Origin of the sequence: Serratia sp. NGAS9 (genome assembly GCF_009905295.1) — a bacterium.
In the GTDB taxonomy this organism is placed as follows: Bacteria; Pseudomonadota; Gammaproteobacteria; order Enterobacterales; family Enterobacteriaceae; genus Serratia; species Serratia bockelmannii.
Window position 1 is genome coordinate 779,679 of record NZ_CP047605.1, and the last position, 12,510, is coordinate 792,188.

General features: G+C 59.3%; 7 protein-coding genes. 6 read left to right on the forward strand and 1 reads right to left on the reverse strand.

Annotated elements, in window-relative coordinates:
- The first annotated feature begins 109 nt into the window (after window positions 1–109).
- Window positions 110–1,549, forward strand: coding sequence for a serine endoprotease DegP (gene degP, locus GUC32_RS03610; RefSeq protein ID WP_049210253.1), 1,440 nt, complete (start codon window positions 110–112; stop codon window positions 1,547–1,549).
- A gap of 68 nt (window positions 1,550–1,617) precedes the next feature.
- On the opposite strand, the gene barA is transcribed toward degP, so the two are convergent.
- Window positions 1,618–4,344 (reverse strand): two-component sensor histidine kinase BarA, encoded by a 2,727-nt coding sequence (gene barA, locus GUC32_RS03615; RefSeq protein ID WP_049204768.1) that lies wholly within the window; start codon window positions 4,342–4,344, stop codon window positions 1,618–1,620.
- 66 nt (window positions 4,345–4,410) lie between these two features.
- On the opposite strand from barA, the gene rlmD reads away from it, so the two are divergent.
- The 5 genes from rlmD (at window position 4,411) to eno (ending at window position 12,264) form a co-directional block, all read left to right on the forward strand.
- Window positions 4,411–5,760 carry a 23S rRNA (uracil(1939)-C(5))-methyltransferase RlmD gene (gene rlmD / locus GUC32_RS03620; protein ID WP_369435561.1) on the forward strand — a complete coding sequence of 450 codons (1,350 nt, stop codon included), beginning with the start codon at window positions 4,411–4,413 and terminating at the stop codon, window positions 5,758–5,760.
- Window positions 5,761–5,769: 9 nt separating this feature from the next.
- On the forward strand, window positions 5,770–8,001 hold the full coding sequence (relA, locus tag GUC32_RS03625; protein ID WP_025301597.1) for a GTP diphosphokinase: 2,232 nt from the start codon (window positions 5,770–5,772) through the stop codon (window positions 7,999–8,001).
- 102 nt (window positions 8,002–8,103) lie between these two features.
- On the forward strand, window positions 8,104–8,898 hold the full coding sequence (mazG, locus tag GUC32_RS03630) for a nucleoside triphosphate pyrophosphohydrolase (RefSeq protein ID WP_089180568.1): 795 nt from the start codon (window positions 8,104–8,106) through the stop codon (window positions 8,896–8,898).
- 351 nt (window positions 8,899–9,249) lie between these two features.
- Entirely contained in the window at window positions 9,250–10,887 is a 1,638-nt protein-coding gene (gene pyrG, locus GUC32_RS03635; protein WP_004932674.1) for a glutamine hydrolyzing CTP synthase, read from the forward strand.
- A gap of 81 nt (window positions 10,888–10,968) precedes the next feature.
- Entirely contained in the window at window positions 10,969–12,264 is a 1,296-nt protein-coding gene (gene eno, locus GUC32_RS03640; protein WP_025301599.1) for a phosphopyruvate hydratase, read from the forward strand.
- The last annotated feature ends 246 nt before the right edge of the window (window positions 12,265–12,510 follow it).

Sequence of the window (12,510 nt, forward strand, 5' to 3'; positions counted from 1 at the left end):
TTGTTTACTATTGCCAATCATCTGTGCCGGAACTTCGGGCTATTAATTAACTCTGAATAAGCACGCAAGACGGCCATTCTTTTTGAACGACTTTATAAGAGACACACAGATGAAAAAAACCGCATTAGTTCTGAGCGCACTGGCATTCAGTATCGGTATGGCGATGGGCCCGGCGACGGTCAGCGCCGCTGAAACCGCCTCTTCCAGCACCCAACAGCTGCCGAGCCTGGCACCGATGCTGGAGAAGGTGATGCCTTCCGTCGTGAGCATTAACGTTGAGGGCAGCACCACGGTCAATACGCCGCGCATGCCGCAGCAGTTCCAACAGTTCTTCGGTGAGGATTCGCCGTTCTGCCAGGACGGTTCGCCGTTCCAAGGCTCGCCGATGTGTCAGGGCGGTGAACAGCCAGGGCCGGATGGCCAGCCGCAGGGCACGCAGCAGAAATTCCAGGCGCTGGGCGCCGGGGTGGTCATCGATGCCACCAAGGGCTATGTGGTGACCAATAACCACGTGGTGGACAACGCCAACAAGATCCAGGTGCAGCTGAGCGACGGACGCCGCTTCGACGCCAAAGTGATCGGCAAGGATCCGCGTTCCGATATCGCGTTGATCCAGCTGAAAGACTTCAAGAACCTGACGGCGATCAAGATGGCGGACTCCGATCAGCTGCGCGTCGGCGATTACACCGTGGCGATCGGCAACCCGTACGGGTTGGGTGAAACCGCCACCTCGGGCATCGTGTCCGCCCTGGGGCGCAGCGGCCTGAACATCGAAAACTACGAAAACTTTATCCAGACCGATGCGGCGATCAACCGCGGTAACTCCGGCGGCGCGCTGGTTAACCTGAACGGCGAGCTGATCGGCATCAACACCGCGATCCTGGCGCCGGACGGCGGCAATATCGGTATCGGCTTCGCTATTCCGAGCAACATGGTGAAAAACCTGACGGCGCAAATGGTCGAGTATGGCCAGGTGAAACGCGGCGAGCTGGGCATCATGGGCACCGAGCTGAACTCTGAGCTGGCCAAGGCGATGAAGGTCGATGCGCAGCGCGGGGCCTTCGTCAGCCAGGTAATGCCGAAATCTTCCGCCGCGAAGGCGGGCATCAAGGCCGGCGACGTGATCGTCACCATGAACGGCAAGGCCATCTCCAGCTTCGCCTCGTTCCGGGCGGAGATCGGCACGCTGCCGGTCGGCAGCAAGATGTCGCTGGGCATTATTCGCGACGGCAAGCCGGTAACCATTGACGTCACGCTGGAGCAAAGCGCGCAGACCCAGGTGGCCTCGGGCAATATCTACACCGGCATTGAAGGTGCCGAGCTGAGCAATACCCAGGTCGGCAACGTGAAAGGCGTCAAGGTCGACAGCGTGAAAGCCGGCAGCGCCGCCGCGCGCATCGGCCTGAAAAAGGGCGACGTGATCCTGGGCGTGAACCAACAGCCGATCCAGAACCTGGGCGAGCTGCGTAAAATCCTCGACAGCAAACCGTCGGTGCTGGCGTTGAATATTCAGCGTGGCGATAGCCAACTGTACCTGCTGGCGCAGTGATAAACGTCAGGCGCTAAAAGCAACAAAGGCACGCTACGGCGTGCCTTTTTGCATTATGGCCTGAGGATTCAGGCCGGTTGCGCCAGATGCGCGCGCGCCGCGTGGATCACCAGTTCAATCTCATCCAACAGCTCCAGCCACTCCGGCTCCAGTTCGTCGTTGGTGATGCCCTGGCGCAGCTGCCGCTCGAGGTAGAAACACAGCTGCTTGAGGCGCGGCACGCCGCTGTAGCTGCAGCTGCCGTGCAGCTTATGGACCAGGTCGAGGATCTCGTCGTCGTGTTGCCCCTCGAGCAGCGCCTGCACCCGTTCGCGCACCTGCGGCAGGAAATCGAGCAGCATTTGCAGCAGATCGCGCGCCAGATCCGGTTTATTGGCCGCCTGGCGCAGCGCCAGCGGCCAGTCGAGCGACAGCGGGGCATCGTCGGCGACGGCGCTTTCCACGTCGCCGCTATGGTAGCGCGACAGCACGCGGGTCAGCATTTTCTCGTCGATCGGCTTGGCCAGGTAGTCGTCCATCCCGGCCTGCAGCAGATGCTCGCGTTCGCCGCTGGCGGCATGGGCAGTGACGGCGACGATCGGCGTGGAGTTGTGGTGCGGCAGTTGGCGGATCAGTTCGCTGGCGTGAATGCCGTCCATCTTCGGCATTTGAATGTCCATCAGGATCAGATCCAGCACGTTGTTGCGCGCCAGCGCCAGCGCTTCCTCACCGCTCTCGCACAGCAGCGTTTTTTCCACCTGTTCGCCCAGCAGCGTGCCGATCAGCTTCAGGTTGGCCGGATTGTCGTCCACCGCCATCACCGTCAGCGGCAGACGTTTACGCTCAGGTGGGGCGGCGAGCCGATCGGGCGTCTCCATTCTCAGCAGCGGGAACAGACGCGTGCTGGTGATAGGCTTGATCAGGCAGCCAAGCGCACCTTGTTGCTTGAGCAGTTCGGCGTCGATCTGCGCCTGGCACGGCAGTGCCAGAATCACCCGATCGGCCAGCTTCAGCGAGGCCAACAATTTGTCCTGATGCTGCGCCATGTTGTCGCGGAACGGGATCGGCACGCCGGCCAGCAGGAAATCGTAATGGCCTGACGGCAGCTGGCCCAGCGTCGGCGAGTGGGTGATCACCAGCTGCGTGACGCTGAGCATGTTGAGCGTCGCCTGTGCCGCCGTCGGGTTGGACTCGATATAGGCCAGCGTTTTGCCGTTCAGATCCGGCAGGCTCGGCGCCAGCGACAGCATGCCCTCGTTCAGATCCAGCGTGATGTGGAACCAGAAGGTCGAGCCGCGATTCAGTTGGCTGTGGAAGCAGATGTCGCCGCCCATCTCCTTCACCAGCTTTTGCGTGATCACCAACCCTAGCCCGGTGCCGCCGTGGCGGCGGGAGATGCTGGCGTCTGCCTGACGGAATGCCTGGAACAGCTGCGACTGCTGGCGTTCGGAGATGCCGATGCCGGTGTCGTGGATCTGCACTTCCACTTCCACCCGGCGATCCAGCTGTTTGCGCAGCTCGACGCGGATATCGATATTGCCGGTTTCGGTGAACTTGATGGCGTTCCCCAGCAGGTTGGTGATGATTTGCTGCAGGCGCAGCGAGTCGCCGATCACCTGCTCCGGCACGTCGTTGTGCACATCCAGCGTCAGCTCCAGCCCTTTGTCGTGGGCGCTGGGGGCCAGCAGCACCACCACTTCGTCCAGCGTTTCGCGCAGGGCGAACGGAATATGCTCCAGCACCAGCTTGCCGGCCTCCAGCTTGGAGAAGTCCAGCACATCGTTGATGATGGTCAGCAGGTTGTTGGCCGAGCGTTCGATGGTCTGCAAATAATCGGTTTGGGTTGCGCTCAGATCGGTTTTCAGCATCTGGCGGGTAAAACCGATCACGCCGTTGAGCGGGGTACGCAGCTCGTGCGACATGTTGGCCAGGAATTCGGACTTGATGCGCGCTGCCTCCTGCGCGCGTTTTTTCGCCAAATCCAGCTCGACGTTCTGGATCTCCATTTGCTCCAGCGTTTCACGCAGGTCGGAGGTGGCCTGATCGATGTTCTGCTGCATCTCTTCGTGATAGGCGGTAAGCGACATCGCCATCGAGTTGATGCCGTTCTTCAGCATGTGCAGCTCGCCGAGCATGTAGCCCTCCACGCGGCTGTCGAGCTGGCCGCGGCGGATGCGGTCGACGGTGTTCACCATGTTGCGGATCGGGCCGGTCACGTCGCGCATCAGCCGGTAAGCAAACAGGATGGCGATACACATGCACAGCAACAGCAGCAGGGTGGAGACGAACACCTCTTTATATTGCTGCAACCGCACCGACTGCAGATCCAGCTCGATCGCCACATAGCCCAGGTTGTTGTCGGGGTGGCTGCCGCCGTCAGCGGTTTCATCCGGATATTGGTTTTCCGACAGGATCGGCGTGCGGAGGATCAGCGAATCGCCGCGTCGGGTGAGCATCAGCTCGGTGGGCAACGGCACGCCTTTCGGCAGCTGCAGCTGAGCGAAGTTGTGATGATAATTGGAGGTGACGAACAAATTGTTCTGCGCATCGAACACGGTGATCGAACGCACGATGTCCGAATGGCGGCGGTGCAACAGGCTGACCAACTGCCTGACCGATTCGCGGCTGCGGAACGTCATGCCGTACTCGCTGGCCACCGCCAGCGGCTCGATGATGCTGGCGCCGGCGTCGACCAATTGCTCCTGCAGCTCGTTATAGCGGTGCACCACGAAGAAGGTGCTGAGCAGCAAACCAATCAGCAAGGTCGGGGCCAGAATCAGGATCATCATGCGCGCACGCAGGCTGTATTTGGTCATGGGATTCCAATGTGGGAGAATTGACAGCTGACACTAGCTTAATGAACCAGCACACAATCGACAAATATGGCGCAATTCTACTCTCCCAAACGCCGCGTGACGACCCGGCAGAGCTCACAAATCTTCACCGTGACGGTGAGCGATCTCGATCCTTTCGGCCAGGGCGTGGCGCGCCACGACGGCAAAGCGGTGTTCGTGCCGGGCGTATTGCCGGGCGAGCAGGCGGAAATCCAGCTGACCGAAGACAAGCGCCAGTTCGCCAAAGGCAAGCTCAAGCGCCTGCTGAGCCGCAGCCCGCAGCGGGTGGCACCGCGCTGCCCGCATTTCGGCGTGTGTGGCGGCTGCCAGCAGCAGCATGCGGATGAGGCGCTGCAGCAGCAGAGCAAGGCGGCGGCGCTGGTGCGCATGATCGCCCGCGAAACCGGGGTGACCCCGCAGCAGGAACCGGTGATCGCCGGCCCGGAATACGGCTATCGCCGCCGCGCCCGCCTGAGCCTGGCGTGGCAGCCGAAGCTGCAGCGCCTGATGATGGGGTTTCGACAGGCGGCCTCCAGCGAGCTGGTAGCGGTGGAGCACTGCCCGGTGCTGCGCCCGGAGCTGGAACAGCTGCTGGCGCCGGTGCGCGCCTGCCTGAGCGGGCTGCAGGCGGTGCGGCGGCTGGGGCATGTGGAGCTGGTGCTGGCGGATAACGGCCCGCTGCTGGTGCTGCGCCATCTCGATGCCCTGAAAGAGGCGGATCGCCAGGCGCTGTTGGCGTTTGGCGAGCGGGAAAACGTCGCTGTTTATCTGGCGCCGGACAGCGACCGCGTGGAAAAACTGTGCGGTGAAACGCCGTATTATCAGGTTGACGGGCTACGCTTAGACTTCAGTCCGCGCGACTTTATTCAGGTCAATGACGCCGTAAACCAACAAATGGTGGCGCAGGCCCTTGAATGGCTCGACATTCAACCCAATGATCGGGTGCTGGACCTGTTCTGCGGCATGGGGAATTTCACCCTGCCGCTAGCGCGCCGCGCCGCTGCGGTGGTGGGCATCGAAGGTGTTGCCACGCTGGTAGCGAATGGGCAATATAATGCACATAAGAATAAGCTGAATAATGCGTCGTTCTTCCATGAGAATCTGGAGAACGACGTTGAGCGGCAACCATGGGCAGCACAAGGGTTTGATAAGGTGATGCTGGATCCCGCCCGCGCCGGTGCGGCCGGGGTGATGTCACACATTGTAAAACTGGCGCCGGCGCGGGTGGTGTATGTTTCCTGTAACCCCACCACGCTGGCTCGCGACAGCAAAGTGCTGTTGAACGCCGGTTATCGTCTTGCGCGCGTGCGGATGTTGGATATGTTTCCGCACACGGGGCATCTTGAATCAATGGCGCTGTTTATCAACGAGCGCGCGCCAGAGGTCGCTGCAAAGTAGGGAGAAGTTATGGTTGCGGTAAGAAGTGCACATCTGAATACGGCGGGTGAGTTCGCTCTCGATGAGTGGATCGCCGGCTTGGGGCTACCCAACCCGCAGTCATGTGAGCGATTGGCCGCAACCTGGCGTTATTGTGAGCAGCAGACCCAAAACCATCCCGACGCCTCGCTGCTGCTGTGGCGCGGCCTGGAGATGGTGGAAATCCTCTCGACGCTGAGCATGGACAACGACAGTATGCGCGCCGCGCTGCTGTTCCCGCTGGTGGACGCCGGCATCGTGCAGGAAGAGACCCTGACCGAAGCGTTCGGCAATGGCATCGTCGCGCTGGTGCACGGCGTGCGCGACATGGACGCCATTCGTCAACTGAAAGCCACCCAAAACGACTCGATGGCCTCCGAACAGGTCGACAACGTGCGCCGCATGCTGTTGGCGATGGTGGAGGATTTCCGCTGCGTGGTCATCAAGCTGGCGGAACGTATCGCCCACCTGCGCGAGGTGAAAGACGCGCCGGAAGACGAACGCGTGTTGGCGGCGAAAGAGTGTTCCAACATCTACGCCCCGCTGGCTAACCGGCTCGGCATCGGCCAACTGAAGTGGGAGCTGGAAGATTTCTGCTTCCGCTACCTGCACCCGGAAGAATACAAGCGCATCGCCAAGCTGTTGCATGAGCGCCGCATCGATCGCGAACAGTTCATCGACGACTTCGTCGCCGGGCTGCGCGCCGAGATGGCCAAAGAAGGCATTCGGGTGGAGATTTACGGCCGGCCGAAACACATCTACAGCATCTGGCGCAAGATGCAGAAAAAGCACCTGGCGTTTGACGAACTGTTCGACGTGCGCGCGGTGCGCATCGTGGCGGAGCGTCTACAGGATTGCTACGCGGCGTTGGGCATCGTGCATACCCACTTCCGCCACCTGCCGGACGAGTTCGACGACTACGTCGCCAACCCGAAACCCAACGGCTACCAGTCGATCCACACCGTGGTGCTGGGGCCGCGCGGCAAAACCGTCGAGATTCAGATCCGCACCCGGCAAATGCATGAAGACGCCGAGCTGGGCGTGGCCGCACACTGGAAGTACAAAGAGGGCGCGGGGGTGACCGTGCGCTCCGGCTACGAAGAGCGCATCGCCTGGCTGCGTAAGCTCATCGCCTGGCAGGAAGAGATGGCGGACTCCGGCGAAATGCTCGACGAAGTGCGCAGCCAGGTGTTCGACGATCGGGTCTATGTCTTTACCCCGAAAGGCGACGTGGTGGATCTGCCGGCCGGCTCCACGCCGCTCGATTTCGCTTACCACATTCACAGCGACGTCGGTCACCGCTGCATCGGCGCCAAGATCGGCGGCCGCATCGTGCCGTTTACCTATCAGCTGAAGATGGGCGATCAGATTGAGATCATCACCCAGAAACAGCCAAACCCGAGCCGCGACTGGCTGAACCCGAACCTGGGCTACGTGACCACCAGCCGCGGGCGCTCGAAGATCCACAACTGGTTCCGCAAGCAGGATCGCGACAAGAACATTCTCGCCGGCCGCCAGATGCTGGACAACGAACTGGAGCATCTCGGCATCAGCCTGAAAGAGGCTGAGAAGCTGTTGATCCCGCGCTACAACATGAACTCGCTGGACGAGGTATTGGCGGCGATCGGCGGCGGGGACATTCGCCTGAACCAGATGGTGAATTACCTACAGGGCAAGTTCAACAAGCCGAGCGCCGAAGAGCAGGATCGCGAGGCGCTGCGCCAGCTGGTGCAGCAGAAAGCGCCGCCGCCGACCCGCAACAAGGATAACGGCCGCGTGGTGGTGGAGGGCGTGGGCAACCTGATGCACCACATCGCCCGCTGCTGCCAGCCGATCCCGGGCGACGACATCGTCGGTTTTATTACCCAGGGGCGCGGTATTTCGATCCACCGTGCGGACTGCGATCAGCTGGTCGATCTGCAATCGCATGCGCCGGAGCGCATCGTCGATGCGGTGTGGGGCGAAAGCTACTCCAGCGGTTATTCGCTGGTGGTGCGCGTGATGGCCAACGATCGCAGCGGGCTGCTGCGCGATATCACCACCATTCTGGCCAACGAAAAGGTCAACGTGCTGGGCGTCGCCAGCCGCAGCGATACCAAGAAGCAGTTGGCCACTATCGACATGGATATCGAAATCTACAACCAGCAGGTGTTGAGCCGGGTACTGGCGAAATTGAATCAGCTGCCGGACGTGATAGACGCCAAGCGTTTGCACGGCAACTAAGCCCATATCGCCTTTCGGGCCGTATCGATAGCGGATGCGGCCCGAAATCCATGAACTCTGCGGGCGCTCCCCTGCGCCCCCATTCTTTCTCAGAGATTTTTTATGACCCAATCCACTCCGCTGCAGCGTCTGCTGAACATCATGAAAACGCTGCGCGACCCGCAGCTCGGCTGCTCGTGGGACCGCAAGCAAACCTTCGCCACCATTGCGCCTTATACGTTGGAAGAGACTTACGAAGTGCTGGACGCCATCGAACGGCAGGACTACGCCGATCTGCGCGACGAGCTGGGCGACTTGCTGTTTCAGGTGGTGTTCTACGCCCAGATGGGGCAGGAGCAGGGGCTGTTCGATTTTGATGAGGTGTGCACCGCCATCAGCGACAAGCTGGAGCGCCGACATCCGCACATCTTCGGCGACGCCGAGGGCGGAGACAGCGAAGCCGTGGCGGCGCGCTGGGAGCAGCTGAAGGCCGGCGAGCGCGCCGAAAAAGCGCTGCACTCGGTGCTGGACGACATTCCACAGGCGCTGCCGGCGTTGATGAAGGCGCACAAGATCCAAAAACGCTGCGCCTCGGTCGGCTTCGACTGGAACACGCTGGGGCCGGTGCTGGACAAAGTGTATGAAGAGATCGACGAAGTGATGCACGAAGCCCGCCAGGCGGTGGTCGATGAGAGCAAGCTGGAAGAGGAGATCGGCGATCTGCTGTTCGCCACCGTGAACCTGTCGCGCCATTTGGGCCACAAGGCCGAGAACGCGCTGCAGGCGGCGAACCGCAAGTTCGAACGCCGCTTCCGGGAGGTGGAGGCGATCGTCCAGCAACGCGGGCTGCGGCTTGAAGACGCCACGCTGGAGCAGATGGAAGACGCCTGGCAGCAGGTGAAGCGCAAGGAAAGTTGAATCGCTGCAACGACAATGTTGATCGCAAACAAGGTTCACTCAGGCTGAAACGGTTAAGCTTACGGTCAGGTCACAGGCGCAGGGCTGCCGTCGGCAGCAAAAGGCCAACAAACTGAAATCTAAGGCGTTTTATCGCTCGACAGGGGCGGTAAAAAGAAATTTTCTCCGCTAACTCTTTGTATTTCCTAGAGGGTTTAGGCGGCGCCGGCGGAGTAAACCCTGATGAACACGGGAGGGCGGCCGAGATGATGGACAGCAAAACGATCGTTTGTAGGTCAGGAGAGGTTCGGGTATACTACTTTCCCGTCCTGGTTCTTCCATCGTCTTTAAACCTAAACTCTCAGGTTCAGCATGACAACTAATTATATTTTTGTGACCGGCGGGGTCGTATCCTCTCTGGGTAAAGGCATTGCCGCAGCCTCTCTGGCGGCTATTCTTGAAGCCCGTGGCCTCAACGTTACCATCATGAAACTGGACCCGTACATCAACGTGGATCCGGGCACCATGAGCCCGATTCAGCATGGGGAAGTTTTCGTCACCGAAGACGGCGCAGAAACCGATCTGGATTTGGGTCACTACGAGCGCTTCATCCGCACCAAAATGTCGCGTCGCAACAACTTCACCACCGGCCGCATCTACTCCGACGTGCTGCGTAAAGAACGTCGCGGCGACTATCTGGGCGCGACCGTGCAGGTCATTCCGCACATCACCAACGCGATCAAAGAACGCATCATCGAAGGCGGCGAAGGCCACGATGTGGTGCTGGTGGAAATCGGCGGCACCGTCGGCGATATCGAATCGCTGCCGTTCCTCGAAGCCATCCGTCAGATGGCGGTGGAAGTGGGCCGCGAGCACACCCTGTACATGCACCTGACGCTGGTGCCTTACATGGCGGCGGCGGGCGAAGTGAAAACCAAGCCGACCCAGCATTCTGTAAAAGAGCTGCTTTCCATCGGTATTCAGCCTGATGTGCTGATTTGCCGTTCCGATCGCGCGGTTCCTGCTAACGAACGCGCGAAAATCGCGCTTTTCTGTAACGTGCCGGAAAAAGCGGTTATCTCTCTGAAAGACGTTGATTCTATTTATAAAATCCCAGGCCTATTGAAATCTCAGGGGCTGGACGATTATATTTGTAAACGATTCAGCTTGAACGCACCGGAAGCCAACCTGGCCGAATGGGAACAGGTGATCTACGAAGAAGCCAATCCGGGCGGCGAAGTGACCATCGGTATGGTCGGCAAATACGTTGAGCTGCCGGATGCCTACAAGTCGGTGATCGAAGCGCTGAAACACGGCGGGCTGAAAAACCGTCTGACCGTGAACATCAAGCTGATCGACTCGCAGGACGTAGAAACCCGCGGCGTGGAAGTGCTGAAAGGGCTGGATGCGATCCTGATCCCGGGCGGCTTCGGCTACCGCGGCGTGGAAGGCAAAGTGATGACCGCACGCTATGCGCGCGAGAACAACATTCCTTACCTGGGCATTTGCCTGGGCATGCAGGTGGCGTTGATGGAGTTCGCTCGCAACGTGGCCGGCATGGAAAACGCCAACTCCACCGAGTTTATGCCAGACTGTAAGTACCCGGTGGTGGCGTTGATCACCGAATGGCGCGACGAAGACGGCAACGTCGAAGTGCGCAGCGAAGAAAGCGATTTGGGCGGCACGATGCGCGTAGGTGGCCAACAGTGCAACCTGAGCGACAACAGCCTGGTGCGTCAGCTGTACGGCGAACCGACCATTGTCGAGCGTCATCGTCACCGTTACGAAGTTAACAACATGCTGTTGAAGCAGATCGAAGCCGCAGGGCTGCGTGTCGCCGGCCGTTCCGCCGACAACAAGCTGGTCGAGATCATTGAACTGCCGAATCACCCGTGGTTTGTAGCCTGTCAGTTCCACCCGGAATTTACGTCTACGCCGCGTGATGGGCATCCGCTGTTCGCCGGCTTCGTGAAAGCCGCAGGCGAGCATCAGAAGCGCCAGGTGAAATAAAATATTTGGTGGGCGGCGCGCGGTGAGAACCGCGCGCTGTTTGTCTGGAGTTTTAGTTTAACTTGTACTGAGGAAAACCTAATGTCCAAAATCGTTAAAGTCATCGGTCGTGAAATCATCGACTCCCGCGGTAACCCGACTGTTGAAGCCGAAGTTCATCTGGAAGGCGGTTTCGTCGGCTTGGCTGCTGCGCCGTCAGGTGCTTCTACCGGTTCCCGCGAAGCGCTGGAACTGCGTGACGGTGACAAGTCTCGTTTCCTGGGTAAAGGCGTACTGAAAGCCGTTGCTGCAGTAAACGGTCCGATTGCTCAGGCAGTACTGGGTAAAGATGCCAAAGACCAGGCGAACATCGACAAGATCATGATCGATCTGGACGGCACCGAAAACAAATCCAACTTCGGCGCCAACGCCATTTTGGCGGTTTCCCTGGCAGCAGCGAAAGCGGCCGCAGCCTCTAAAGGCATGCCGCTGTACGAGCACATCGCTGAGCTGAACGGCACCCCAGGCAAATTCTCCATGCCACTGCCGATGATGAACATCATCAACGGCGGCGAGCACGCTGACAACAACGTCGACATTCAGGAATTCATGATTCAGCCGGTTGGCGCGAAGACCCTGAAAGAAGCGGTGCGCATCGGTTCTGAAGTGTTCCACCACCTGGCGAAAGTTCTGAAAGCCAAAGGCATGAACACCGCCGTGGGCGACGAAGGCGGCTACGCGCCAAACCTGGGTTCCAACGCCGAAGCGCTGGCCGTTATCGCTGAAGCGGTAAAAGCGGCGGGCTACGAGCTGGGCAAAGACGTTACTCTGGCGATGGACTGCGCGGCTTCCGAATTCTACAAAGACGGTAAATACGTGCTGGCCGGCGAAGGCAATAAAGCCTTCACTTCCGAAGAGTTCACTCACTTCCTGGAAGAGCTGACCAAACAGTACCCAATCGTGTCTATCGAAGACGGCCTGGATGAATCTGACTGGGCGGGCTTCGCTTACCAGACCAAAGTGCTGGGCGACAAAATTCAGCTGGTGGGCGACGACCTGTTCGTGACCAACACCAAGATCCTGAAAGAAGGCATCGAGAAAGGCATCGCTAACTCCATCCTGATCAAATTCAACCAGATCGGTTCTCTGACCGAAACTCTGGCTGCAATCAAGATGGCGAAAGACGCTGGTTACACCGCGGTGATCTCTCACCGTTCCGGTGAAACCGAAGACGCGACCATCGCCGACCTGGCGGTAGGGACTGCGGCTGGCCAGATCAAAACCGGCTCCATGAGCCGTTCTGACCGCGTTGCTAAATACAACCAACTGATCCGTATCGAAGAAGCGCTGGGTGACCGTGCGCCATTCAACGGCCTGAAAGAAGTTAAAGGCCAGTAAGTTCGACCGATTCGGTTGTTAAATAAAAACCCGCTGCGGCGGGTTTTTTTGTGGCTATAACCGATATATTAACCAGTAGTTATTTATTAAAAACGGTAGTTTTTAACGGGGTAAATTTATTCCGATATCTCTCTTTCCCGTTTTTATATTCCCATTTTATTTGCTTTATAACTATTCGTTACTAGACTGCCAATAAGGCAGTTTATTTCTCGCCGTTCTGCCGTAGAACTTCATCATCACCATACC

What these genes read in the sequence shown, in the direction of transcription:
- degP (WP_049210253.1), top strand. Translation starts at nt 110, where the DNA reads ATGAAAAAAACCGCATTAGTTCTGAGCGCACTGGCATTCAGTATCGGT.
- barA (WP_049204768.1), bottom strand. Translation starts at nt 4,344, where the DNA reads ATGACCAAATACAGCCTGCGTGCGCGCATGATGATCCTGATTCTGGCC.
- rlmD (WP_369435561.1), top strand. Translation starts at nt 4,411, where the DNA reads ATGGCGCAATTCTACTCTCCCAAACGCCGCGTGACGACCCGGCAGAGC.
- relA (WP_025301597.1), top strand. Translation starts at nt 5,770, where the DNA reads ATGGTTGCGGTAAGAAGTGCACATCTGAATACGGCGGGTGAGTTCGCT.
- mazG (WP_089180568.1), top strand. Translation starts at nt 8,104, where the DNA reads ATGACCCAATCCACTCCGCTGCAGCGTCTGCTGAACATCATGAAAACG.
- pyrG (WP_004932674.1), top strand. Translation starts at nt 9,250, where the DNA reads ATGACAACTAATTATATTTTTGTGACCGGCGGGGTCGTATCCTCTCTG.
- eno (WP_025301599.1), top strand. Translation starts at nt 10,969, where the DNA reads ATGTCCAAAATCGTTAAAGTCATCGGTCGTGAAATCATCGACTCCCGC.